This window comes from Stenotrophomonas sp. 1L-E-5-B-C3, assembly GCF_057292075.1.
This window is the reverse complement of the sequence record NZ_JBXAWS010000007.1, coordinates 93,462-116,154: the sequence shown is the minus strand read 5'-3', so window position 1 is coordinate 116,154 and position 22,693 is coordinate 93,462. Positions and strand designations below refer to the sequence as shown.

Sequence of the window (22,693 nt, the reverse complement as noted above, 5' to 3'; positions counted from 1 at the left end):
TGATCTGCGGTGCATGCCGCCGCGCGGGCGCCTGCGTGATTCTAACCAGCAGCGCGCTAGGATGCGTTCGTCGACTTCCTATCATCCCAAGGGCCTGGACGCATGCGCCGCACACGACTCGCCGTGATTTTCTGCAGTGCCCTGCTGCTGGCAATTCCGGCAATCGCCCACGATGCCGAAAGCACGAAGGCGGCACAGCCGCTTCCCGATGCGGCCTTGCCCGCGACACTGGATCGCGTACTGCGCGACTACGAGCAGGCCTGGCGCAGCGGTGATGCCAAGGCACTGGCTGCGCTGTTCGCCGAGGATGGCTTTGTGCTGCAGAGCAGCCAGCTACCCGTGCGTGGGCGCAGTGCAATCGAAGCCGCGTATTCCGGCCAGGGTGGCAGCCCGTTGCGGCTGCGTGCGTTGGCGTACTCGGTGGACGGGAACACGGGCTACATCATTGGTGCCTACCGCTACGGCAACAACATGGGGGACACCGGCAAATTCACGCTGACGCTGAAGCGCGTGGGCGATGGACCGTGGTTGATATTCTCGGACATGGACAACGGCAACGCGCCGCCACGGGCGCGGTGATGGATTCCGCCGGGCATGGCCCGGCGCTACCGGGCGCCAACCAAGGTTGGCGGCTACCGGAAGCGGGTTCCGGAGTAGATCTACGCCATGCCTGGACGGCGCGAAAAAAAAACCCGGCGCGTGGCCGGGATTTTTCGATTCACTTGAACAGCGTGTCCGGATATTCCGGTTTCTGTTCCCGCGCCAGCAGCGCGCGCAGGCCTTCCTCAGGCGTCTGCTCGCCGTGCAGCACGGCACGCACGCGGTCGGAGATCGGCAGGTCGATGCCATGACGGCGTGCCTGTCGCATCACTTCGTCGGCGGTCTGCACCGACTCGACCACCTGGCCGATTTCGCGCACGGCATCCTGCAGCGTCTGGCCACGGCCCAGGGCCAGGCCCAGGCGACGGTTGCGCGACAGGTCGCCGGTGCAGGTCAGCACCAGATCGCCGAGGCCGGCCAGGCCCATCAGCGTTTCCGGCTTGGCGCCGATCGCAGCGGCCAAGCGCAGCATCTCGTTGAGGCCGCGCGTGATCAGGCCGGCACGGGCGTTGAGGCCCAGCTGCATGCCATCGGCCACGCCGGTGGCCACGGCCAGTACGTTCTTCATCGCGCCACCCAGCTCGGCACCGACCATGTCGTCGCCGGTGTAAGCGCGGAACGCAGGGCCGTGCATCGCCTCAGCCACCGTCTGCGCAAACTCGGGCACGTCGCCATGCACGGTGATCGCAGTCGGCAGGCCCTGGGTCACTTCCTTGGCGAACGACGGGCCGGTGACGACGGCCAGCGGCACGTCCTCGCCCAGCACTTCGCGCGCCACTTCATGCAGGAAGCGGCCCGAACCGGGTTCGAAGCCCTTGGTGGCCCAGGCCACGCCGGCACCGGCCGGACGCAGCGGCGCCAGCGCACGCACGGTTTCGCCGAACGCGTGCGAAGGGGTCACCACCAGGATCCAGGCCGCGCCTTCCACCGCCGACGCCAGGTCGGTGGTGGCACGCAGACTGTCCGGCAGCGGGATGCCCGGCAGGTAGCGCGGGTTCTCGTGGCGCTGGTCGATGGCCTCGACCATGGCAGCGTCGCGCCCCCACAGCACGGTCGGGTGACCGTGCCGTGCGAGCAGGCTGGCCAGCGCGGTTCCCCAGGAACCGGCGCCCAGCACGGCGATCTTGTCAGCGGTAGTGCTCATCCGTGACGTCGCGGCAGGAATCAGGCGTTGCCAGCCGGCTCGGAGTCAGCCAGCGACGGTGCGTCGCCCTGCTCCTGGCGCTGGCGCAGGGTTTCTGCGTACAGGCCTTCGAAGTTGATCGGCTGCAGGAAGAACGGCGGGAAGCCACCGGCCTGGATCAGGTCGCTGATCAGCTGGCGCACGTACGGGAACAGGATGTTCGGGCACTGGGTCCCGAGCAGCACGTCGATCGACTGCGGGTCCAAGCCGACCAGGCCGAACACGCCGGCCTGCTTCACTTCAGCCACGTAGGCGGTGCGCTCACCGGCCTGGCAGGTCAGGGTCACGGCCAGCACCACTTCGAAGGCGTTCTCGCCCAGGCGCTGCACCTGCTGGTTCAGGTTGAGCTGCAGTTCCGGCTGCACCTGGTCATTGAAGATGGTCGGAGCATTCGGCGACTCGAAGGAAACGTCCTTGACGTAGATCTTCTCGACGGTGAAAGCGGGGCCGGTGGCGGCATCGGCCGGCGCAACCGCGCCGTTGGTGGTCTCTTCGGACATTTCCAGTAACTCCAGGTGAATGCAATGAAAACGATGGTCGAACTACTGCGATGGGGGCGGTTCCAGGCCCATACAAGGCCGGATCCGCCGCCTGCGACAATCAGTTGCGGCCCTTGACCAGCGGCAGCTCGGCCTGCTGCCAGGCAGGAATGCCGCCGTCGAGCACGTAGACCTTCTCGAAGCCGGCCTTCTTCAGCGCCTTGGCGGCGGTTTCCGAGGCGTTGCCACTGCGGCACACCAGCACCACCGGCGACTGCTTGGCGTTGGCCACCAGCTTGTTGTCCGGGCCGAAGGCACTGGCCTGGGCATTGCGGCTGCCGGCGATGTGGCCCTTCTCGAAGTCACCGCTGGCCGACAGGTCGACCACCACCGTGCCACCTGCATTGATCAGCTGGGTCAGTTCGGCGGGCTTGATGCCCTTGAAGCCCCGGAACAGGCGGCGGATCTCGGTGACGATGATGGCCACGGTCAGGCCGACCAGGGCCGCGGACAGCATCGGGTTTCGGCCTGCAAAGGCCAGCAACTCTTCGTAATTCACTCAGGTCACGGGTCGATTAAGCGGGCGCCGATTGTCGCACAAGCCGGACGCGGCCCGTCACTGCCCCTTCCACAGGTCCGGCAGGCCGGCGGTCTGCCACCAGCGCTTGGCCTCGGCGTCCCAGCGCCAGCGTTCGACCACCACCACGGTGCGCTCGGCCTGGGTGTTCTGGTTGATCACCCCGATTTCGACCCGGCGCTCGACCAGGCCCCCTTCCAGCGCGGCGCTGCTGCGCTCGCGGTAGGACGACACGCGCAGCTGCGCGTAGCGGTTGAGCTCGAACTCGGTGGGCGGCTTTTCCTTGCGCAGCTTGGGGTCCAGATAGCCGATGGCATCGTCCATGCTGCCCCAGCGGATGGTCGCACCGTAGGCGATCTGGGTCTCTTCCAGCAGCTTGCGCTGCTTGCGGGTCAGGTCATCGGCCGAGGCCACGGCGCTGACCAGCAGCAGGGAGAACATCAGGAACTGGATGAGGCGGCGCATCGGTGGTTTCCCCAGAACGTCAGCCTGCCATCCTACCCTTTGGCGAAGGCCACGAAGCGGCCGCTGAACTCGGCGGCGGGCTTGCCATCAGCACCGGGCTGGGTGGCGACGATGCTGATACGGGCCTTGCGGCGCTGGCGGAAGGTGTTCAGGAAGGCGTCCCAGCCGGTGGCCTCGGCCGCTTCGGCATGGGCGTGCAGGTCTTCGTAGACCGGCGCCAGGTAGCGCAGGTTGCTGTCGGCCACGTAGACCTCGGCGTCGTGGCCGGCCAGGCGCAGGCGCAAGCTGACCAGCGCCCAGCCGGACAGGGTCAGCACCGAGGCCAGGCTGCCGCCGAAGGCATTGCCCTTGTCGTTGACGTTGGCGGCCAGCGGTGCGGTGATGCGCAGCACGCCATCGGCATAGCCGTCGAGCTGGATCTGCATGGCGCGGACCGCCGGCATGCAGTCCAGCACGTCCTGCAGGGCAGCCAACGAGGAAGTCAGAGCATCAACGGACATCGGAGCAGAGACCACGACAACGAAGGGCCCGCATAATGCAGGCAATGGCCGACCATACGATACCCACTGGCGCCGCCGGTTCCGACGCGGACTGGACCTTCATTTCGCTGCGGCCGCAGGGCCAGCATGCGGCGCTGCGCCGCGCCGTTGCTGGGCTGGACGGGCATCTGCTGGCGCTGTCGCCCTGGCGGCTGCAGCGCCTGCATGGCACGCCAGTGGTGCGCCAGCTGCAACGCGCGCTGAACTGCGATCGGGTGGTGTTCACCAGCCCGGCCGCTGTAGCAGCGGCCGCGTCCCTGCTGCCGCTGGCCGACGCGCAGCGCAGCCCGTGGCTGACCGTGGGCGAAGGCACCGCGCGCGCGCTGCGGGCACAGGGGGTCCACGAGGTACATGCGCCGCAGCGGATGGACAGCGAGGGCCTGCTGGCACTGCCGGTGCTGGCGGACGTACGCGGCCGGCGCATCGGGCTGGTGACGGCCCCCGGCGGGCGCGGCCTGATCGCTGCGCAGTTGCAGGCGGCCGGCGCCAGCATCGAACGTGCCGACGTCTACCAGCGTCGCCCGCTGCGCCTGTCGCCACGCACGCTGGCTCGATTGGCGCATTCAGCGTATCCGTGGGTGCTGGCAGTCAGCAGTGGCGAAGCGCTGCAGCATTTCTGGCGCCAGCTTCCACATGCCTTGCAACAACGCCTGCAGGCGCATGCCAGCGTGGTGGTCGCCAGTGATCGGCTTCGCGAGCAGGCGCAGGCACTGGGCCTGCAGCGCATCAGCCGTAGCGCCGGCCCTGCCGGTGCACAGCTGGTGAGCGCTGCACACGCCACGCTCACCGTCCCGGCAGCGACCTGAACAGGGACGTGGGTCACGCTTGCCGCTGTCGTCGGCAACAGTGATGCTGTGCACAACGCGGCCTGCCGGAACCCCACCGGCGACTTGCCGACAAGGAAGCCCGATGAACGAGACCCCGCCCGTTTCCCCGCCCCGCCGACCGGTGCGCTGGCTGCTGCCGCTGGCCGGCGTGGTCGTGCTTGGCGTGGGTGGCTATGCCGGCTGGCGCTTCTGGCATGAGCAACAGGACGCACAGGACGCACAGGCACAGACCACCGCCGTGCAGCTGCAGGGCCTGGAAGCCACACTGGATGCCCTGCGCCGCGACCAGCGCGCGACCAGCCAACGCCTGCAGGATGCCGCCGCCACCAACCGCGTGCTGCGCGACGAGATGCTGGGCCTTTCGCAGCGTAGTGCGCTGCTGGAAGAAAACCTGGCCAAGCTGGCCGACAGCGCCAACCAGGGCCGGCAGGCAGTGCAGCGCGACGAGGCCGAGCTGCTGCTGACCCAGGCTGCGCAGCGCCTGAACTACTCTGACGATGTGGAAGGTGCGCGTCGTCTGTACGCGCAGGCTGCCACCGCGCTGGCCGATCTGCCCGACAGTGATGGCCTGAACCTGCGCCAGGCACTGGTGCAGGAGCGCGAGGCGCTGGACGCGCTCGGTGCTGGCCCGCGCGTGCAGTCGCTGCAGCGCCTGGATGCATTGGCCAAGGCATTGCAGGGCCTGCCTTCGCAGGTGACGGGCAGCGCCACCGCTAACGCCAGGCCCTGGTGGCAGGCCACGCTGGCGCCGTTCGTGGATATCACCCCGAGCCGCCAGAACGGCCCCCTGACCGCCGCCGAGCGCCACAACGCCGACGATGCGCTGCAGCTGGAACTGACCCTGGCGCGTGCAGCCATTGAACGTGGCGACCGCAGCGGACGCGATACCGCGCTGCAGCGCGTGGAGCACTGGGCACAGCGGCGTTGGCCGGATTCACCGGCCCTGCGCGCGCAACGTGCTGAACTGAAGGCCTTGCGCGAGCTTCCACTGCAGGCCAGCAACACCGTTCTTGGCAGCACCCTGCAGCAACTGCGCACCCAGACCGACCGGAGGTAATCCCGCATGAAACCCCTGCAATCCCTGGTCGTGCTGTTGCTGGCCGTGGCCATCGGCGTGGTCGCCGCGCAATGGCTCGGCGCCGATGACCTCAACCGCTTCGGCGAAGTGACCCTGCGCTATGGCGGCTACGACTATCACAGCAACCTGCCGAAGGTGGCCCTGCTGTCCGTGGTCGCCGTGCTGGTGCTGTGGCTGCTGTGGAGCCTGATCGCCGCACCGTTCCGTGCCTGGGGCCGCTACCGCCGCAAGCAGGGCCGGGTGCGCCTGATCGACGGCCTGCAGGCCTATGAGCATGGCCAGTGGCAGCGCGCGGAGAAGCTGCTGGATGGCGCGGCGAAGGATCCGGAAGTGAGCGCGGTGGCGCTGGCCAATGCCGTGCGCAGTGCGCAGGCGCGTGCCGATGGTGCTGCCGGTGAAGCGCTGCTGCAGCGCCTGGGCGAAAGCGATGCCACCCTGCAGGCGCTGCTGCGCGCCGAGCAGCTGCTGGCGCGCGACCTGCCGGTGGATGCGATCAACGCGTTGGATGTGGCGGCGATCCAGCCGCTGCCGCCGCGTGGTCTGTGGCTGCGTACCGAAGCGCTGGCACAGGCCGGTCGCGCGCACGAGGCATATGGCCAGCTGGGTGCACTGCGCCAGAGCAAGGTGCTGCCGGCCGACGCGAACAGCGAACTGGAAGCACGCCTGGCCGCACAAGCGCTGCTGGAAGCGGCCGACGTCAATGCATTGGCCGCGCAGTGGGAAGCCACGCCGAAGGCCCTGCGACCGACCCCGGACGTGGTCGGAGCGTATGCCAGCCGTGCGGTTGCGTTGAGCTGGGACGAACCGGCGCTGCTGGCGTTGGAACACGCCCTGGACCAGCGCTGGGACGATGAGCTGGTGGCGCTGTACGGCCGCCTGCCGGCCGAGCGCCTGGCCACCCGCCAGGCCAATCTGGCGCGCTGGCGCAACGTGCATGACAGCTCGGCCGCGCTGCGCCTGGCGCAGGGTCGCGTGGCGCTGGGCCAGCAGCAGTGGGATGCCGCTGATGCGTTCCTGCACGAGGCGATCGCCGCCGGTGCCGGTGCCCCGGCCTGGGAAGCACTGGGTGAACTGTTCGCACAGCGTGGCGACCACGCGCTGGCCGCGCAGTGCCTGGCCAATGCGCTGCGCCTGCAGCGTGGCGAAGACAGCGTGGAACTGGTGCGCGGCACCGAGGCGCCGCTGCGTGCCACGGTGGAGGAGCAGCCGGTTACGGTGCAGCCGCCGGTGTATGACGCCAACGAAGAGCGCGACGAATTCGGCAACCCGCGGTTGCCGTGATCCCTGCTGAAGTGTGCCGACCAACGGTCGGCACCCACCGGAGCAAGAGAAAACGCCGCCCATCGGGCGGCGTTTTCATCTGTGGAACCCGGTAGTCGCCAACCTTGGTTGGCGCGCGGTCGCAGCAATCAGCGCTCGACGATCGCGACCACGCCCATGCCGCCGGCGGTGCAGATCGACACCAGCGCGCGGCCACCGCCGCGTTCGGCCAGCTGCTTGGCGGCCGTGGCGATCACGCGTGCGCCGGTAGCGGCGAACGGGTGGCCGGTGGCCAGCGACGAGCCCAGCAGGTTGATCTTGTCCGGGTCGATGCGGCCCATCGGTGCATCCAGGCCCAGGCGGTTGCGGCAGTAATCCTCGCTCTCCCACGCACGCAGGGTGCACAGCACCTGTGCAGCGAAGGCCTCGTGGATCTCGTAGATGTCGAAGTCCTGCAGGGTCAGGCCGTTGCGCTTGAGCATCTCCGGCACGGCCACGGTCGGTGCCATCAGCAGGCCTTCGCCGTGCACGAAATCCACCGCCGACACGTGGGCATCACGCAGGTAGGCCTGCGGTTCGTGGCCGTGGGCGCGGGCCCATTCCTCGCTGGCCAGCAGCACCGCGGCGGCACCATCGGTGAGCGGAGTGGAATTGGCGGCGGTCAGCGTGCCACGGCCGGAAACCTTGTCGAAGGCTGGCTTCAACGTCGCCAGCTTTTCCAGCGAGGTGTCGGCGCGCAGGATGTTGTCGCGCTCGACGCCGCGGAACGGTGCGATCAGGTCGTTGAAGAAACCGCGCTCATAGGCGGCAGCCAGCTTCTTGTGCGACGACACCGCCCACTCGTCCTGCGAGTCACGCGAGATGTTCCATTCCTTGGCCATGTCCTCGCAGTGGTCGCCCATGCTCTTGCCGGTGCGCGGCTCGGCCACGCCCGGGAACTCGGGCTTGAGCTCGGAGAACTTGAAGCCAGCGGTCAGCGCGCGGATCTTGTCGCCAGTGCTCTTGGCACGGTTGGCGGCCAGCAGGCGCGCGCGCAGCTTCTTGCCGTAGACGATCGGCACGTCGGAGGTGGTGTCCGAGCCGCCGCCGATGCCCGATTCAATCTGGCCCAGCGCGATCTTGTTGGCGACCGTGATGATGCTGTCCAGCGAGGTGCCGCAGGCACGCTGCAGGGTGATGCCGGGGGTCAAGGGCGACAGGCCGGAGGAAAGCGTGGCTTCGCGGCCGAGGTTCCAGTCGCTGGAGTGCTTGATCACCGCACCCATCGCCACTTCGCCCAGCTGCTGGCCATGCAGGCCGAAACGTTCGACCAGCGCGCCCAGCGTACGGACCGACATGCCGAGGTTGCCGACATCCGAATACGCGGTGTTCTGGCGGCAGAACGGAATGCGGACGCCACCGAGGATGGCGACGGGACGAGCGTTGGGCATGGAGATACCTGGCATGGATGAGGGTGTCTGCAACATGGCCTGCACGACGGAGCAGGCATAATGGAGCCAAGTGTAGCTGCCGCCCTGTGATGGGCCAACCGTGGAACCATGAGCAAACCCGACCCCGCGATGAATGCCCTTGGCGTGCTGGCCCTGGAACTGGCCGGCGGCGAAATCCCCCGCCAGGCGGTGCTCAGCGCCGAACAGGCCGGTGAACTGGCCGAACGCGTCGGCCGTGACCTGGCCAAGCAAGTGCCGCAGGTGGCCGAGCTGGACCTGGTGTTCGCCGCCGCCCATTTCGACCCGGCCGAAGTGCTGCGCCCGGGCTGGCCGATCCACCGCCGCCTGGAAGAATTGCAGATGCGCGCACCGGGCCGCAACCAGGGGCCGCGCCTGCTGGCCTTCGGTACCGACGCCACTGGTGATGTGCCGCTGCCGTTCCAGGCCGATGCCAGCCTGGTGGGCGGTGGCCTGCGCGTGGTGCCGTTCCTGCTGACCGGCAGCGACGTGGCCACCACCAATGCGGTGGCCGAAGCGCTGGAAGACACGCTGCTGGCCAATGGCATGGCCCATGCCGACACCGCGCTGATGGCGCAGAACACTTTTGGTGCGCGCATCGAGCACGCGCGCTACTTCACCGTGAACGACCTGGCCGCGATGATGTCGATGCAGTACGACAATCAGGGCCTGGCCGCACTGTGGCCGCTGATCGAGACCGCGATCATGGCGCCCGGCGAAGACGAGTGGCTCAACGCCGCACCCGAGCCGCTGCTGCGCTACACCCATGGCGAGGCACGCATGGCGCTGTTCGATCCGGCCGGCTGGTGTGCGCATTACGACCACGGCAACAACGACTGCGACCGCCTGAAGGGCATCTACGAGCAGTTCCTGATGCGCCAGCGGCAGATGGCGGCGGTGCTGGAAGCGCACGGCGTGCCGGTGCTGTTCGTGCACTGCGAAGCCGGGCAGGATGCGCGCGAGCTGCTGGCGCGCTGATCGGAAACAGCGACCGCCGCGTGTTGTAGAGCCGAGCCCATGCTCGGCTCAGGTCCTCCGAAGAGCAGGTAGTGCCGGCCGCTGGCCGGCAACCTCCGGATCTGCGATTGCCGGCCAGCGGCCGGCACTACCGATCAAGAAAAACGCCGGCTTTCGCCGGCGTTTTCCATTCCCGGCAGGGCCGTCCTTACGGGGCCTTCTGGATCACCGCACAGGCCAGGCGCGCGCCGGCATTGCCGGTCGGCTGGGTCTTGTAGTCATCCGCATCGGCATGGACGATCAGGCCACGTCCAATGATGTCGAAGTCATCACCCTTGCCGATGTTGACGTTGCTCGACACCGGGCCGTCGATGGTGGCCACGCCCTTGTCGTCGGCCTTGATGTTGGGCATGTCGCCGCCGTGGTGCGGATCGGCGGACACGCTGCCGTGATCCTGCTTGCCCGGGTTGAAGTGGCCACCGGCGCTCATGCCGTCCGGGGCGCTGCAGTCGCCCTTCTCGTGGATGTGGAAGCCGTGCTCGCTGCCCGGCTTCAGGCCGCTGATCTGGCCGGTCACGTGGACCTTGCCGTCGACCACCTTGAAGGTGACGCTGCCCTTGGTCTCGTTGCCCTGGGTCGGAGCCAGCTCGGCCGTGGCCGAGGCATCGGCAGCCGGTGCAGGTGCAGGTGCGGCGGCCGGTTCGGCGGTGGCGCCGTCGGCCGGAGCGGCCGGCGCGGTTTCAGTCTGCGGCGCGGCGGGCTGCTGGTTGCAGGCCGCCAGGCCCAGTGCGGCAATGGCCACGAACAGCGAAGTGTGGATCAAACGCATGGAATCTCTCCCTGGATGATGCCTGCAGTGATCAGCGGACAACCCGGATCACGCCACAGGCGATGCGGACGCCGGCATTGCCGGCGGGCTGGCTGCGATAGTCGTCGGCGTTGGCATGCACGACCAGTGCACGTCCGGCGATATCGGTGGCGGCGCCTCCGCCAAGGGTAACGCCCTTGAGGTGGATATCGACGTTGGCGCGGCCCTGGGTGTCGGCACGCAGATTGTCCATGTCGCCCAGGTGGTGCTTGCCGGTGCCTGCGCGGCCATGCGCGGTGCCACCGGGGTTGAAATGGTTGCCGGCACTGCTGGCATCCACCGCGCTGCAGTCGCCGCGCTCGTGGATGTGGAAGCCGGCCTGCTGCATCGGCTGCAGGCCACCGATCAGCCCGGTGATGTGGATGCCACCGGGCTCCACCATCAGCGCGATGCGGCCACTGACGATGCTGGCCGAGGCCGGCGAGAGATTGGCCTCGGCCTGTTTGGCGGTGCTGACTACGGTCGGCGGCGGCGGTGTGGGCTGCGGCTTCTTCGGCGCACTGCCACAGGCAGACAGCAGCACGGCGGCGGACAACGGCAGGATGGCAAAGGACAGACGCATCGAAGACTCCTTGCAGGTGACACTACGGACGGCATCGTCCATGAACGATCAACGGTTCGGCAAGCGGGCGCGAGGATCGCGTGCAGGAACCGTTCAATGGCCCCCGCGGCGGCGCCCGGCGCCCAGCTTGCGGGTAAGGGTATTGCGGCCAAGGCCCAGGCGGGCCGCGGCTTCGGCACGGCGGCCATGGGTGATCTGCAGCGCGGCCTCCAGCAGGGCATGGTCGACCCGCTCGCGCACCTGCGCGTGCAGCCCTTCCACGCCTTCGGCCAGCTGACGGCGCGCCCATTCGGCCAGCAGCGCTTCCCACTGGCCTGGATCGGCACCGCTGACGCTGCCGCGACGGCCCCGCGTACGGTTGAGCGCGGTATCGACGTCGGCTACACCGATGGTGTCGGCAGCGGCCAGCGCCGCCATCCGCCAGCACACGTTCTCCAGCTCGCGCACGTTGCCCGGCCAGTCGTGCTCGCGCAGCGCCTGCAGCGCCGCGGCGGTGAGGCGCTTCGGTGGCGTGTCCAGCTTGCGTGCGGCGGCGGCCAGGAAGGTGTTGGCCAGTTGTGCGATGTCCTCGCGACGCTCGCGCAGCGGCGGCAGCTGCAGGCGCACCACGTCCAGCCGGTGCAGCAGATCGGCGCGGAACTTCCCCTGCGCGACCAGGCCTTCCAGATCCTGGTGGGTGGCGGCCACCACACGCACATCGACGCGGATCAACTCGCGTCCCCCGACACGGAAGAACTCACCTTGTGCCAGCACGCGCAGCAGCCGGGTCTGCAGCGGCAACGGCATGTCGCCGATCTCATCCAGGAACAGGGTGCCGCCGTTGGCCTGCTCGAAGCGACCGATATGGCGGCGCTGCGCACCGGTGAATGCGCCGGCTTCGTGGCCGAACAGTTCGCTCTCCAGCAGCTCGGCCGGGATGGCGGCGGTATTGAGCGCGACGAAGGGCGCCTGTGCGCGCGGCGATTCGCGGTGCAGGGCATGCGCCACCAGCTCCTTGCCGGTGCCGGTCTCGCCGGTGATCAGCACCGCCAGTGGTGCCTGCGCCAGGCGGCCGATGGCGCGGAACAGCGCGCGCATCGGCGGTGTATCACCCACCAGTTGCGGCGGCTGGTCGCCATGCGCTTCCGCCGCAGGTGTGGGCGCCGCCAGTGCCGGTGCAACGGCCGGCAGCACACGCTGCGCCAGCGCCACGGCGTCGTCCAGATCGAACGGCTTGGACAGGAATTCATGCGCGCCACCGCGGAACGCACCGGCCGTGCTGGCCACGTCGGTGTAGGCCGACATCACCACCACCGGCAGCTGCGGCAGCGCGGCCTTGAGCTTGTCCAGCAGCACCAGGCCATCGTCGCCGGGCATGCGCACATCGGTGAACAGCAGCGCCGGCGGCGGGCCCTCGCTCAGGGCCTGCAGGGCGGGGGCGGCGCTGTCGAAATCGACGACCTGGTAGCCCGCCTCGCGCAGCGCGGTGCACAGCACGAAACGCACGGCCCGATCGTCATCGACCACCCAGATGCGCTGCGGGGACGAAAAAGACTCAGACATCGCGCGGGGCCTCCTCGGCCGGGGCGGCGCCGTTGCCGATCGGCAGCAGCAGGGTGAACACGGTATGGCCCGGGCGCGAGCGGTAGGTCAGCGTACCGCGGTGTTCGCGCGCGACCTGCTGCGCCAGCGCCAGGCCCAGGCCAGTGCCTTCGGCGCGGCCACTGACCAGGGGCAGGAACAGGTGCTCGGCCAGCTCCTCGGGCACGCCACGGCCGTCGTCGGCGATTTCCAGGCGCAGCGCCAGCGTGTGCAGCTGCTCGGCGATGCGCACGCCATGCTCCACGCGGGTGCGCAGGGTAATGCTGCCGGCGCCGGCCTGGATCGCGTTGCGCACCAGGTTCCACACCGCCTGGGTGAGGCGGTCGGCGTCGCCGTGGAATTCAGGAATGCTGGGGTCGTAGTCGCGCTGCAGGCGTACCGCCCAGCCGGCCTCGTTTTCGGCCAGGCGCAACACGCGCTCCAGCGCGGCATGGATGTTCAGTTCGGCATGCGGCGCGGCCGGGGCCGGCGACAGCAGCTGGTCAAGCAGGCCGTTGAGGCGCTCGATCTCGGACCCGATCAATTCGATCAGCTCACGTTCGCTGGCATCGCGCTGGGCCGCGCGGCGGGCCAGCAGCTGGGCCGCGCCCTTCAAGCCAGCCAACGGATTGCGCAGTTCATGGGCCAGTCCCTTCAGCGCCGCGCTGAGCGCGCTGGGCAGGGCCTGGGTCGGGTCGAGCCCGGGGAACTCATCCACCGGATGCGCCTCCAGCAGCCAGCCACCATCGTCGCGGCGGCTCATCCAGCCCTCGGCGAAGCGCGGTGCCTCGCCGGGCACCGCCAGTGCCAGCCGGTTCAGGCGCAGGCTGTCGCGTTCATCGCGAGCCAGGAAATGGGCCAGCGCCTCGCCCTGCACTTCCAGCGCGGCCAGCGGCTGGCCGAGCAGGCGGCGGATGCTGACACCCAGCCAACGCGCGAAGGCCGGGTTGCAGCCGATGATGCGGCCATCAGCCCCGGCCCAGGCCAGCGGCGTGCCCAGGGCATCGAGGGATGGCGGCGGTGCGGGGTCGGACATTGCACCAATGTAGTGCAAAAAGGGGGTTTGGGGTCGCGGCTCTTTCTATCAGGAAAGGGGCCTGACCCCTGCCGCGGGGCGAGCAAGTTCGCCCACTACCAGATACGTGGGCGGGTCACAGCTTCATGTTGAGGCCGACGAACACGCTACGGCCCGGGGCCGGCGAGAACATCGGGCGGGCGCTGTCCCAGAAGAAGCTGTCGTACCAGGCGTAGGCGTACTGGCGTCCGGTAACGTTCTTCAGCTGCAGGTCCACGCTCCAGCGTGGGTTGATCTGGTACGCGGCGCTCAGGTCGAGCACGGCGAAACCACCGAACTTGCCGGCCACGTTGCGCTCTTCCAGGTAGTAATCGCCCTGTGCACGCGCCTGCAGGCCCAGGCGCAAGGCATCGTTGGCGTGGTAGTCCACACCCAGGTTGCTGATGTGGCGCGGGGTGGCGGCCACTTCGCGGCCCCGCAGGGACATGCTGGCATCGCGGTCGTCGCGGGTGATCTTCGCTTCTTGGTAGGCGTGCGACGCCCAGACCGTCCAGTCGTCGCCCAGCTGCAGGCTCAACTGCGCATCCACGCCGCGTCGACGGGTCTTGCCCAAGGTGACCGTCGTACCGGTGGCCGGCATGTTGGATACCTCGTTTTCCGCGTCCTGCTGCCACACCGCCAGGCGCGCCTGGCTGCCCGCGAACGGCTGGAACTTCAGGCCCAGCTCCATGCCGGTGTTGGTGGACGGACGCATCCGCGCCTGGCCCGGGGCGAGGTAAGCCGGCGCGGTGGATCCAGTGAGCACCTGGAAGGTGCGGCCCCAGTTTGCGTAGACGTGGGTGTTCTCGCCCAGGCTGTGGATGACGCTCAGTTTGGGCTGGCCGATGCTGCCGTAATCCTGCAGCCGAGCGCTAAGGCCGTTCATCAGGTGGGTACGGCCACTGAAGCGGTCCACACGGTAGGCCGGCACGATCTTCCACGCCTCGACGGGCTGGTAGATGGCCTGCACGTAGGCGCCCCAATTGTCGAAGCTGTGGCGGTCGTTGTTCTGCACCCGTGCCGGGGCACGGCTGAAGTCGGTGGGTTCGGCGTACGCGTAGCGCTCGCGGATGTAGCTGTTGTCCTGCTGCTCGTAGTTCAGGCCGCCCTCGACAGTAAGCGCGGGGCTGGCCTGCCAGGTGAGCGTGCTGAGCAGGCCATTCTGCCGCTCATCCCACACGCGGCGCTGGCGCGGCAGGTTGCCGGTGGGCAGGTCGCTGAAGGTCACGCGGCGGTCGTCTTCGTAGCGGTTGTAATAGAGCCGCGTGCCGAAGGTGAGCCTCTCGGACAGTTTCATATCCAGGTGCGCGGCAATCTGGCGCATGTCGCGGTCATCACCATCGTTGCCGTTGCGCAGGTCGCTGCCACGTCGATGCGTACGCATTTCCTCGACGGTCATGAAGCCGGGCTCGTCGGCTTCGTGGTGGTAGGCGCGCGCGGTCAGGCCCACGCGCAGCCCATCGTCCAGCGTGCCGAGGAACCATTTGCCGCCCAGCGAGTACTTCCTGGAGGTGTCATGGTCGCGATAGCCATCGCTGGCCTGGGTACCAACGAAGTAGTTCTGCGCGAAGCCATTGGCTTCGCGGCCCACCGCCAGCTGCGCATCACGGGTGTTGTAGCTGCCGTAGGCCAGCCGTGCATCGGTGTAGTTGCCACCCTGGCGCGTACCGAAGTTCACGTTGCCGCCAATGTTGTGCAGGCCGTAGCGCGGGTCGTTGGTACCACGTACCACTTCGATGTAGCTGATTTCCAGCGGGAACAGCATGTCGATGTAGCGCTGGTTGCCGCTGTTGACGTTGCTGGGGATGCCATCGATCAGCGTCTTGATGGCATTGAGGTAGCCCTCGCCGTTGAAAGCCCGGAAGCTGACCTTGCCCGATTCGGCACCCTGCCGGGTTTCGGTCAGCTGGATGCCCGGCATCTGCCCCAGCAGCTCCCAGCTGTGGGAGACGTTGCTGTCTTCGATCTGGTCTGCGCCCAGCACGTCCACCGAGGTGAGGACCTGGTGTGCGCTCAACTGGCCTTCGCCATGCTGGTGCACCTGCACCTTGCCGAGGGTGAGCGCGGCATCGGCCGACTGTGCGAAGGCTTCAGGGGCGAACGGGGCGGTCGCGAGGGCGGCCACCAGCGTGGAGGTCTTCATGGGGAGGACGGCAGGAGGCAGAAAATGAAACTTTATAACATTTCAAATCTGCCAGCCATCCAGCGGGACCCGCCCTTCGTTACACCGGGTAGCCGGTCGCCTCGCGGGCCTTCTTCCAGGCGATTTCGAACTCGCGCGCGCTGATTTCGTCGTCTTCATCAAAATCCATGAACGACACCGGCTGGTCCGCCAGCACGAAGCGGTCATCGCTCTGCCCGGTTTCATCGGCCCAGACCACCTTGGCCCCGTAGATCTCCACCTGGCGCACGATCTTTTCACCACGGGCTTCCATCAGCACGTTGCCCTTGCCCAGGCTCGATTCGGCCCAGTGCTTGTAGTACTTCTTGCTGTTGGTCTTTGCGTTGGGTTTTGCGTATTTCATTGCATTGGTCCTGGCCGCAGGTGCGACCGGAGAGTTCGGAATGGCGCCATTATCGCCCAGCACGGCGGTCGCCGAAGCGGCCGCCTGTGGCCACCGCTCAGTTGGCTGCGGCCGGCACCGGCAACGCAACGCCCTTCGGCCACAGCATCCAGATATTGCCCTGCTGCTTCATGTCGCCGGCTAGCTTGCCGGCGGCATCGCCGCTGCCCCAGTACAGATCGGCGCGCACTTCGCCGGCGATGGCGCCGCCGGTGTCCTGTGCGGCCACCGGGCGTATCACCGGGCTGCCATCCGGGCGCGTGGTGGACAGCCACAGCAGGCTGCCCAGCGGCACCACGGTTCGGTCCACCGCCACGCTGTAGCCGGCGGTGAGCGGCACGTTCAGCGAACCGCGCGGGCCTTCCGGGCTGTCCGCGCTGCGCACGAAGAACACGTAGCTGGGGTTGCTTCGCAGCAGTTCCGGCACACGGGAAGGGTTGGCCCTGGCCCAGGCGCGGATCGCGTCCATGGTGACTTCTTCTTTCTTCAGCTGGCCCTGGTCCACCAGCCAACGGCCGATCGCGCGATAGGGATGGCCGTTCTGTTCGGCATAGGCCAGGCGTACCTGCGTGCCATCGGCCAGGCGAACCCGGCCCGAGCCCTGGATCTGCAGCAGCTGCAGGTCCATCGGATCGGTCAGCCAGGCCAGCACCGGGGCCTTGGCGCCGTTGGCCGCGATGGTGCCTGCATCGTCATAGGGCTTGAGCACCTTGCCATCGACGCGGCCGCGCAGGCGCTTGCCCTTCAGTTCCGGGTAGACGCTGTCCAGCTGCACCACGATCAGGTCATCTGGCGTGCCGTACACCGGCACGGTGGCCTTGTCGGTGCGGGTCAGGCTGCCGGGGTAGATCGGCTCGTAGTAGCCGGTGATCAGCCCATCAGCCTGGTGCCCCCCGGCACGCAGCGCGTAGACATCGAGGTCGCGCTGCAGAAACTGGCGGATCGCGGCAGGGTCCTTGTCGTTTACTGCTGCAGCCGTGGTGCACGGCTTGGCCCAGACCGCGTCGTTCTTCAGGCGGGTGCAGCTGCTGCGCCAGGCGACGAAGCCGGCCTGCAGATCGGTATCGGAAACCGGCGGCAGCGCACTCCATTCAACCTTGGCGTAGGTGGCGGCAGGCTTGATTGGTGCTGGCGGTGCTTCGGGACGGGTGCCGGTGGTGCTGCAGCCAGCGAGCACGGCCAGCGCAAGAAGGCTCAAGCTCGTGCGGCTCAGGGGGGCGATGATGTCTTTCATTGCCCCAATGTAGAGGAAATAGCACGGCACCGGACCCGTCGGGTGCCCGGCGCCGCGCTCTCCCTTCAGCGTCCGCCGCTACCCAGCAGGTCACTGTTGCTGGTGGCGAACACCGGCGGCGGCACGTCCAGCACGGCATCGCTCACGGTGCGACCGGCCAGGAACGCGACGATGCTGCGGGCGATGGCAGGATTGCCGGTCCACAGCTCGTGGTGATGGCTGGCGTTGCGTACCAGCAGCGAGCGGCCGTTGCGGAAGCCTGGACGAAGTGCATCGGCGTTGGCTGGTGGCGTGCGTCCATCCAGCGTGCCGCTGATGAACAGCACAGGCACCTCGCTGCGCAACGGGCCACGGAAGGAGTCGCCCAGATCGGCCAGGCCCAGGCCGTTGCCGATGGCGGGGAACGGGAAGTTCAATCCATCACCGAACAGACTCTCGCGCGCCTGTGCTTCGGCCAGCACCCGGCGCTGCGGGCTCTGTCCTGAGGCGATGTCCATTGCCAGCCCCATCGCCGGGAACTGCGCGAACCGGGCCCGCCCGATCAGCACCAGGTCGGCCAGCGGATCGTAGTTGCCGCGCTCGGCCTCGCGCAGCACCAGCGGCAGCCATTGCTGGGTGATGCGTTGCCCCAGCATGTTGGCGATGACGATCTGTGCGTCGTACAGGCCGATGGTCACCTGGCGGCTCTCATGCATGCCGCTGCGGCCCTGCCGGGGCTGCTCGCGCAGCGCCTGCAGCACGCGGGTGGCCGATCCTGCGAGATCGTCAAAGCCATCCTTGCGCGCCAGTTGTGCCAGCGCCTGCAGCACGGCATCGCTGCTCAATGGCAGCTTCAGTGTGTCATCCGGACCTTCGGTGCCCATCAACACCACGCGCTCGAGACCTTCACCGTGCAGGCGCACCGCAGCCAGGGCCAGATGCGTGCCGTAGCTCATGCCCCACAGGCTGATCTTCGGCACGCCCAGCGCGCGGCGCAGGTCATCGAGATCGGCAGCGCTCTCGGCCGTGGTGTAGGCGCCCAGGTCGACGCCAGCCTGCCGCCAGAACGCCACGCACTTCGCTGCCGTTGCCTGCAGCGCGACCAGCGCCGTATCGCGCTGCAGTGGCTGCGCATCATCGAATCGGGTCTGGTGCGGGCATTCCGGTGGTGGTTCGGACAGGCCGGCGCCACGCTGGTCGAGCAGCAGCACATCCGCCTCGCGGCGGACCTGGTCGAACACCGGCCAGCGTGGGCCGCGCGCGGTGTCGATGCCGGAGCCACCCGGGCCACCGGCCAGGTAGACCACGGGAGCGCTGCGGCCATTACCGCCGGTTGCACGCAGGCGTACCACTTTCAACTGCATCCGTGGCCCATCCGGCTCGCTGTGCCGGCGTGGCACCGCAAGCACGGCGATTTCGGCAGGGATGCTGCCATGTGCTTTGGTCTGCAGCGTGTAGGGCTCGAACGCCAGTGCGGCCGGGCTGGCCTGTGCGGGGGCGGCCACGGCCAGCGCCAGACCGATTGCAGCCAGCGCGGTGGCGATGGTGGTGCGGCAACGATGGGAACTGCAGGAAAGCGTGCGGGCGCTGCGGGTCATGTCGGGCTCCGATGGAAGGACGTGCGCCACCAGCGTCTGCCCTTCCGCAGCTCACGGGGCGTGCGCGCCTGCCGAACGTCTCCAAAAGGCGGTCCAATGGCTCCACGCAACCGATACGATGGCCGCCATGCAGATCCCACGTACCCTGGCTGTTCTTGCTGTGCTGCTTGCGGCGGTGGCCGTCTGGCTGCTCGTGTCGACGCCACCACCCGGGCTGGTGCAGGTGCCGGGCGCGCAGATGGCGCTTGCGAATATCGGGGCCGCCGGCGCCGTGCCCGCGCGACCGCCGCAGGATCTGGACTGGCAGCCACTGGACCAGCGCGAGCTGGCAGCTTGGCGCGGCCCCTACTGGCTGCGCTGGCAGGTGCCGGCGCCGACCACCGCGGACGTGCATGGCCGCACGATGCGGCTGTCGCTGCGTGCCGCCAGCCAGCTGTACTGGAACGGCAACCCGTGGGTCAGCAATGGCGTGGTCGGCCGCAGCGCTGCAGAAGAGCGTCCAGGACGCATCGACCTTGTGCGTGTGCTGCCTCCTGCTTCGGGCAACCGCAGCGACGAACTGATCGTGCTTGCGTCGAGCCAGCGGCAGCACTTCCATCTGCATGGTGCCGATGCGATGGTGCTGATCGCACCCGCGACCGTGCTGTACGGCCAGATCATCCTGCCGTGGTTGATCGCCGCCTTCGCCACCGGTGCACTGGCGGCGGCCTGCCTGTACTTCCTCACCGTACTGCGCGGCCAGACGCAGGCACCCGGGGCCCGCCTGCTGCTGGCACTGGGCGCAGTGGGGCTGGCACTGCCGGTGGTCGAGGCGTGGCGCTCCCTGCTTGGGTATCCCTATCCATGGCATGGCCCACGCCTGGTGGCACTGTTGTGCCTGCATGTGGCGGCAGCGGCGTTGCTGCCGGCCTATCTTGCGCGCCGCTTCGCGGTAGCCATGCCGCGGGCCGTTTACCTTGGCTATCTGGCCGTGATCATTGCCGCCGCTGTCGCGCTGCCCGGCTTCGATACACGATCAGCGGCAGTGCTGCTGTCGAGCCTGCTCGCCTCGGCGGGGGCACTGTTACGCGCGCATTGCGAGTCCGAGGACCGCTGGCCGATCCTGGCCTTGCTGTTGGCCGGGCTGCTGGCGCTGCTGGTCGCAGGCGGCGCCTTCCTCGATGGGCCCTATTTCCTGCTGCTGGCGGTGCTGATGGTGTTCCTGCTGCTGCGCCACGCTGCCCAGTTGCAGGCATTGGACCGGCACAACGCCTGGCTGAGCGAAGAACGCGCGCGGCTTTCGCTGCAGCTGCTGCAGCGAGGCATCCAGCCACATTGGCTGATGAATACCCTGACCTGCCTGCAGGAACTGATCGAACAGGCACCAGCGCGTGCCAGCCGCCTGGTGGAATCACTGGCCGACCAGTTCGATCGCCTGCGCGACAGCAGCGACCGGCGCAGCGTTTCCCTGCAGGACGAACTGGCGCTCTGTCGCAGCCATCTGGATATCGTTGGCATGGCACTGGACCAGCGCATGCGGCTGGAGGTCGATGGCGAAGACGCGATGCTGTCGTTGCCACCCGGCATCCTGCATGCCCAGGTGGAGAATGCATTGACCCACGCAGGTGCGCTGGCCTGCGCAAAGCATCCGTTCCACCTGCGCGTGCAACGCACCAACGCGCGCTGGATTCTGGAGCTGCGCAGTGCACGGGGTTCCGCCCCACACCGTGGTCGCGGCACCGGCACGCGCTATATCGAGGCCAGCCTGGCCGCCGCCTGTCCTGGCGGATGGACCTTCGTGCAGGGCGCCGAAGGCGACCACTGGCGCAGCCGGATCGAACTGACATGCGCATCCTGATCGTCGAAGACGAGCCGCTGGTACGCCAGCGCTTGCTGCGCCTGTGCAGTGAACAGGCAGGCACGCGCGCGCGCTTCGACGCCGTTGCTGATCTGGAGTCGGCCGGAGATCGACTGCAATGCAGCGTCTACGATGGCCTGCTGCTGGACCTCAACCTGGGCGGCGACGATGGTTTCGAGCTGCTTCGGCGTGCGGTAGCTGGCCGCTACCAGTGCGTGGTGGTGTCGGCCCATCGCGACCGCGCGCTGCAGGCATTCGAGCATGGCGTGCTCGACTTCGTACCCAAGCCGTTCTCGCGTGAGCGCCTTGGCCAGGCACTGGAACGCCTGCTCGACACCAGCGGTTCCCGCCCTGGCCGCGCGCGTTATCTGGGTGTCTGGCGGGCGCAGGGCACGGCGACCGTAGAACTTGCTGACGTGCTCTGGATCCGCGCCGACGGCGACTACAGCCAGGTGCGCATGCGCGATGGCCGTAGCGAGCTGCACGACAAGTCCCTGGCCGGGTTGGGCAGCGTACTGCCTGGCGACTTCGTGCGCTGCCATCGTTCCTATCTGGTCAATCTGCAGCATGTGCGCATGCTGCATGCAGGATCGGGCAGCCGTTACTGGCTGGTGTTAAGCGATGGCAGCGAGCTGGCCGTGGGCCGCGCGCATGTGGCGGCACTGCGCGATGCGCTGGGATCGGGGTGATTGCCGGGGTTACCCGGCATGACCTGGCACTGCTGGGGGCGGGAACCACGCGGGGTGGCCGCGCTGCACGCTCGCCGGGCATGGCCCGGCGCTACCCGCTTCGGTGGGGTCTTCAGCCCCACGCGAGCGTCTACGGGGTCTGCAGCAGCAAAGAATGCAGGATACGGGCGTCTTCGGCATCCAGCGTCTTCGGCAGGTCGTCGCGGCCACGGAAGCGGCGGTGGAAGGCGGCGATGGTGGCTTCGCGGTTGTCCAGCGGATAGCCGAAGCGCGCCAGCGCATTCCACGCGTCGAAGCCTTCTGGTGCAGCACCGTCGGCCGCGCGCGGCCAGACGCCGAAACCGGCCTCGGCCAGCTGCTGCCAGGGGAAGAAGCGGCTCGGATCCTGCTTACGCGTCGGCGCGAGGTCGGCATGGCCGATCACCTGACGCGGCGGGATGTTCAGGCGTTCAGTGAGATCGCGCAGCAGCACGATCAATGACTCGATCTGCACCGGGCTGAAGGGGCTGCGGCCGTCGTTGTCGAGCTCGATGCCGATCGAGGCCGAGTTGAGATCGGTGATGGTGCCCCAGCGTCCGGCACCGGCATGCCAGGCACGGCGCTCATCGGCCACCAGCTGGTAGCGATGGCCATCGGCGCCGATCAGGTAGTGCGCGCTGACCGGTCCACCGCTGTTGGCGGTGCGCAGCGTATGCAGGCTCTGCTGCACCGACTTCTGCTCGGTGTGGTGGATGACGATGATGACCGGCGTGCGCGCGTTCTGGTTGGGTGACGGCACCCAAGTGGCGAGCGGGTTGTGCACATCGGTGCTCGCGCAGCCGGCAAACAGGACGGCGGCAAGCAGCAGGAGCGGAATGCGAAATGGGCCCATGCGGTGATTGTGCGCCATTCCGCACTCGCCTGCTTCAGGCACCAGGCTACAGGCACGTCCAGCCTGTGGACTGCTGTCCCGCCTTCATCAGGGCCTGAAGGCACACCTGCAGGTCAACGCAGCGGCCTTCAGCCGCCGTCCGCTAGGAGCGTACGAGAGACAGATGGAAAAGTAGCAGGCCCCAGCCAACGAAGGCTATCAGCATCTCCGCTGGGGCCACCCGGCGCCTGATCCAGATCAGGGCTATCACCACAGCGGTGAGCACAGGCACCGCAGCATACGAATACCAGAAGATGAAATCGCGATAGCGTACATAGAAGCTGTTGGCGGTCAGCCCCATAAAAGTGTAGTCGTGGAACACCGTCCAACTCAGGAACGAAAGCATTAGATAGGTGATTGAAGCGGCCCACAGAAGCAGGTGCAGCCAGTCGCCGGCCTTGGCGACCACACGCAACAATCGGCTC

At 68.0% G+C, this 22,693-nt stretch carries 23 protein-coding genes; 7 read left to right on the top strand and 16 right to left on the bottom strand.

Going from position 1 to position 22,693, the window contains the following annotated elements; genetic code table 11:
* Positions 1-102 precede the first annotated feature (102 nt).
* Positions 103-579, top strand: coding sequence for a YybH family protein (locus tag AC0Z6F_RS11150; protein ID WP_012509699.1), 477 nt, complete (start codon positions 103-105; stop codon positions 577-579).
* Positions 580-718: 139 nt separating this feature from the next.
* Here the strand turns inward: AC0Z6F_RS11150 and AC0Z6F_RS11145 are convergent, their stop codons facing one another.
* From AC0Z6F_RS11145 to AC0Z6F_RS11125, 5 genes are all read right to left on the bottom strand, one after another.
* Complete coding sequence (locus AC0Z6F_RS11145) at positions 719-1,744, bottom strand: NAD(P)H-dependent glycerol-3-phosphate dehydrogenase (RefSeq protein ID WP_004134677.1); 1,026 nt, start codon at positions 1,742-1,744, stop codon at positions 719-721.
* A 20-nt stretch (positions 1,745-1,764) separates the two neighbouring features.
* On the bottom strand, positions 1,765-2,283 hold the full coding sequence (gene secB, locus AC0Z6F_RS11140; protein ID WP_004134674.1) for a protein-export chaperone SecB: 519 nt from the start codon (positions 2,281-2,283) through the stop codon (positions 1,765-1,767).
* Between the two features lie 100 nt (positions 2,284-2,383).
* The gene (locus AC0Z6F_RS11135; protein WP_004134671.1) at positions 2,384-2,821 is read right to left on the bottom strand and encodes a rhodanese-like domain-containing protein; all 438 of its coding nucleotides are present in this window, start codon (positions 2,819-2,821) and stop codon (positions 2,384-2,386) included.
* A gap of 57 nt (positions 2,822-2,878) precedes the next feature.
* Entirely contained in the window at positions 2,879-3,304 is a 426-nt protein-coding gene (locus tag AC0Z6F_RS11130) for a hypothetical protein (RefSeq protein ID WP_004134670.1), read from the bottom strand.
* 32 nt (positions 3,305-3,336) lie between these two features.
* A complete protein-coding gene (locus AC0Z6F_RS11125; protein WP_004134669.1) occupies positions 3,337-3,804 on the bottom strand; it encodes a YiiD C-terminal domain-containing protein in 468 nt (155 codons plus the stop codon).
* Positions 3,805-3,839: 35 nt separating this feature from the next.
* Here AC0Z6F_RS11125 and AC0Z6F_RS11120 point away from each other — a divergent pair, with 35 nt between their 5' ends.
* The 3 genes from AC0Z6F_RS11120 to AC0Z6F_RS11110 all read left to right on the top strand — a co-directional run bounded on the left by AC0Z6F_RS11120 (position 3,840) and on the right by AC0Z6F_RS11110 (position 7,029).
* A complete protein-coding gene (locus AC0Z6F_RS11120; RefSeq protein ID WP_012509698.1) occupies positions 3,840-4,649 on the top strand; it encodes a uroporphyrinogen-III synthase in 810 nt (269 codons plus the stop codon).
* Between the two features lie 103 nt (positions 4,650-4,752).
* Positions 4,753-5,727 (top strand): uroporphyrinogen-III C-methyltransferase, encoded by a 975-nt coding sequence (locus tag AC0Z6F_RS11115; protein WP_012509697.1) that lies wholly within the window; start codon positions 4,753-4,755, stop codon positions 5,725-5,727.
* A 6-nt stretch (positions 5,728-5,733) separates the two neighbouring features.
* Positions 5,734-7,029: a heme biosynthesis protein HemY gene (locus tag AC0Z6F_RS11110; protein WP_012509696.1), complete on the top strand. Its 1,296-nt coding sequence runs from the start codon at positions 5,734-5,736 to the stop codon at positions 7,027-7,029.
* Positions 7,030-7,157: 128 nt separating this feature from the next.
* Here the strand turns inward: AC0Z6F_RS11110 and AC0Z6F_RS11105 are convergent, their stop codons facing one another.
* Positions 7,158-8,453 (bottom strand): acetyl-CoA C-acetyltransferase, encoded by a 1,296-nt coding sequence (locus AC0Z6F_RS11105; protein ID WP_152027154.1) that lies wholly within the window; start codon positions 8,451-8,453, stop codon positions 7,158-7,160.
* 93 nt (positions 8,454-8,546) lie between these two features.
* Between AC0Z6F_RS11105 and AC0Z6F_RS11100 the strand changes: the two genes are divergently transcribed.
* Positions 8,547-9,434, top strand: a complete 888-nt coding sequence (locus AC0Z6F_RS11100; RefSeq protein ID WP_012509694.1) for a hypothetical protein — start codon at positions 8,547-8,549, stop codon at positions 9,432-9,434.
* A 187-nt stretch (positions 9,435-9,621) separates the two neighbouring features.
* Here AC0Z6F_RS11100 and AC0Z6F_RS11095 read toward each other — a convergent pair whose 3' ends face one another.
* From AC0Z6F_RS11095 to AC0Z6F_RS11060, 8 genes are all read right to left on the bottom strand, one after another.
* Positions 9,622-10,242 (bottom strand): superoxide dismutase family protein, encoded by a 621-nt coding sequence (locus AC0Z6F_RS11095; RefSeq protein ID WP_485617218.1) that lies wholly within the window; start codon positions 10,240-10,242, stop codon positions 9,622-9,624.
* 31 nt (positions 10,243-10,273) lie between these two features.
* Complete coding sequence (locus tag AC0Z6F_RS11090) at positions 10,274-10,843, bottom strand: superoxide dismutase family protein (RefSeq protein ID WP_100435583.1); 570 nt, start codon at positions 10,841-10,843, stop codon at positions 10,274-10,276.
* A gap of 93 nt (positions 10,844-10,936) precedes the next feature.
* Complete coding sequence (gene ntrC, locus AC0Z6F_RS11085; protein ID WP_485617217.1) at positions 10,937-12,385, bottom strand: nitrogen regulation protein NR(I); 1,449 nt, start codon at positions 12,383-12,385, stop codon at positions 10,937-10,939.
* Complete coding sequence (locus AC0Z6F_RS11080; protein ID WP_485617216.1) at positions 12,378-13,439, bottom strand: two-component system sensor histidine kinase NtrB; 1,062 nt, start codon at positions 13,437-13,439, stop codon at positions 12,378-12,380. Before AC0Z6F_RS11080 ends, ntrC begins: the two co-directional genes overlap by 8 nt.
* Before the next feature lie 115 nt (positions 13,440-13,554).
* Complete coding sequence (locus AC0Z6F_RS11075) at positions 13,555-15,600, bottom strand: TonB-dependent receptor (RefSeq protein ID WP_485617215.1); 2,046 nt, start codon at positions 15,598-15,600, stop codon at positions 13,555-13,557.
* Between the two features lie 79 nt (positions 15,601-15,679).
* Complete coding sequence (locus AC0Z6F_RS11070) at positions 15,680-15,982, bottom strand: hypothetical protein (protein ID WP_485617214.1); 303 nt, start codon at positions 15,980-15,982, stop codon at positions 15,680-15,682.
* A 97-nt stretch (positions 15,983-16,079) separates the two neighbouring features.
* Positions 16,080-17,255, bottom strand: a complete 1,176-nt coding sequence (gene mltA / locus AC0Z6F_RS11065; protein ID WP_485617213.1) for a murein transglycosylase A — start codon at positions 17,253-17,255, stop codon at positions 16,080-16,082.
* A gap of 65 nt (positions 17,256-17,320) precedes the next feature.
* A complete protein-coding gene (locus AC0Z6F_RS11060; protein WP_485617212.1) occupies positions 17,321-18,832 on the bottom strand; it encodes an alpha/beta hydrolase in 1,512 nt (503 codons plus the stop codon).
* Positions 18,833-18,959: 127 nt separating this feature from the next.
* Here AC0Z6F_RS11060 and AC0Z6F_RS11055 point away from each other — a divergent pair, with 127 nt between their 5' ends.
* Both AC0Z6F_RS11055 and AC0Z6F_RS11050 read left to right on the top strand, forming a co-directional pair.
* Entirely contained in the window at positions 18,960-20,669 is a 1,710-nt protein-coding gene (locus AC0Z6F_RS11055) for a histidine kinase (RefSeq protein ID WP_100470172.1), read from the top strand.
* Entirely contained in the window at positions 20,657-21,358 is a 702-nt protein-coding gene (locus AC0Z6F_RS11050) for a LytR/AlgR family response regulator transcription factor (RefSeq protein ID WP_012509685.1), read from the top strand. Before AC0Z6F_RS11055 ends, AC0Z6F_RS11050 begins: the two co-directional genes overlap by 13 nt.
* Before the next feature lie 130 nt (positions 21,359-21,488).
* Here the strand turns inward: AC0Z6F_RS11050 and AC0Z6F_RS11045 are convergent, their stop codons facing one another.
* Positions 21,489-22,229 carry an N-acetylmuramoyl-L-alanine amidase gene (locus AC0Z6F_RS11045; protein WP_238378296.1) on the bottom strand — a complete coding sequence of 247 codons (741 nt, stop codon included), beginning with the start codon at positions 22,227-22,229 and terminating at the stop codon, positions 21,489-21,491.
* A gap of 142 nt (positions 22,230-22,371) precedes the next feature.
* Positions 22,372-22,677, bottom strand: a complete 306-nt coding sequence (locus tag AC0Z6F_RS11040; protein WP_229298236.1) for a hypothetical protein — start codon at positions 22,675-22,677, stop codon at positions 22,372-22,374.
* Between the last annotated feature and the right edge of the window lie 16 nt (positions 22,678-22,693).

Coding starts and splice junctions, on each gene's coding strand:
- AC0Z6F_RS11075 (WP_485617215.1), bottom strand. CDS start 15,600: ATGAAGACCTCCACGCTGGTGGCCGCCCTCGCGACCGCCCCGTTCGCC.
- AC0Z6F_RS11045 (WP_238378296.1), bottom strand. CDS start 22,229: ATGGGCCCATTTCGCATTCCGCTCCTGCTGCTTGCCGCCGTCCTGTTT.
- AC0Z6F_RS11125 (WP_004134669.1), bottom strand. CDS start 3,804: ATGTCCGTTGATGCTCTGACTTCCTCGTTGGCTGCCCTGCAGGACGTG.
- AC0Z6F_RS11110 (WP_012509696.1), top strand. CDS start 5,734: ATGAAACCCCTGCAATCCCTGGTCGTGCTGTTGCTGGCCGTGGCCATC.
- AC0Z6F_RS11080 (WP_485617216.1), bottom strand. CDS start 13,439: ATGTCCGACCCCGCACCGCCGCCATCCCTCGATGCCCTGGGCACGCCG.
- AC0Z6F_RS11090 (WP_100435583.1), bottom strand. CDS start 10,843: ATGCGTCTGTCCTTTGCCATCCTGCCGTTGTCCGCCGCCGTGCTGCTG.
- AC0Z6F_RS11055 (WP_100470172.1), top strand. CDS start 18,960: ATGCAGATCCCACGTACCCTGGCTGTTCTTGCTGTGCTGCTTGCGGCG.
- AC0Z6F_RS11120 (WP_012509698.1), top strand. CDS start 3,840: ATGCAGGCAATGGCCGACCATACGATACCCACTGGCGCCGCCGGTTCC.
- ntrC (WP_485617217.1), bottom strand. CDS start 12,385: ATGTCTGAGTCTTTTTCGTCCCCGCAGCGCATCTGGGTGGTCGATGAC.
- AC0Z6F_RS11050 (WP_012509685.1), top strand. CDS start 20,657: ATGCGCATCCTGATCGTCGAAGACGAGCCGCTGGTACGCCAGCGCTTG.
- AC0Z6F_RS11060 (WP_485617212.1), bottom strand. CDS start 18,832: ATGACCCGCAGCGCCCGCACGCTTTCCTGCAGTTCCCATCGTTGCCGC.
- AC0Z6F_RS11100 (WP_012509694.1), top strand. CDS start 8,547: ATGAGCAAACCCGACCCCGCGATGAATGCCCTTGGCGTGCTGGCCCTG.
- secB (WP_004134674.1), bottom strand. CDS start 2,283: ATGTCCGAAGAGACCACCAACGGCGCGGTTGCGCCGGCCGATGCCGCC.
- AC0Z6F_RS11095 (WP_485617218.1), bottom strand. CDS start 10,242: ATGCGTTTGATCCACACTTCGCTGTTCGTGGCCATTGCCGCACTGGGC.
- mltA (WP_485617213.1), bottom strand. CDS start 17,255: ATGAAAGACATCATCGCCCCCCTGAGCCGCACGAGCTTGAGCCTTCTT.
- AC0Z6F_RS11130 (WP_004134670.1), bottom strand. CDS start 3,304: ATGCGCCGCCTCATCCAGTTCCTGATGTTCTCCCTGCTGCTGGTCAGC.
- AC0Z6F_RS11150 (WP_012509699.1), top strand. CDS start 103: ATGCGCCGCACACGACTCGCCGTGATTTTCTGCAGTGCCCTGCTGCTG.
- AC0Z6F_RS11115 (WP_012509697.1), top strand. CDS start 4,753: ATGAACGAGACCCCGCCCGTTTCCCCGCCCCGCCGACCGGTGCGCTGG.
- AC0Z6F_RS11070 (WP_485617214.1), bottom strand. CDS start 15,982: ATGAAATACGCAAAACCCAACGCAAAGACCAACAGCAAGAAGTACTAC.
- AC0Z6F_RS11105 (WP_152027154.1), bottom strand. CDS start 8,453: ATGCCAGGTATCTCCATGCCCAACGCTCGTCCCGTCGCCATCCTCGGT.
- AC0Z6F_RS11145 (WP_004134677.1), bottom strand. CDS start 1,744: ATGAGCACTACCGCTGACAAGATCGCCGTGCTGGGCGCCGGTTCCTGG.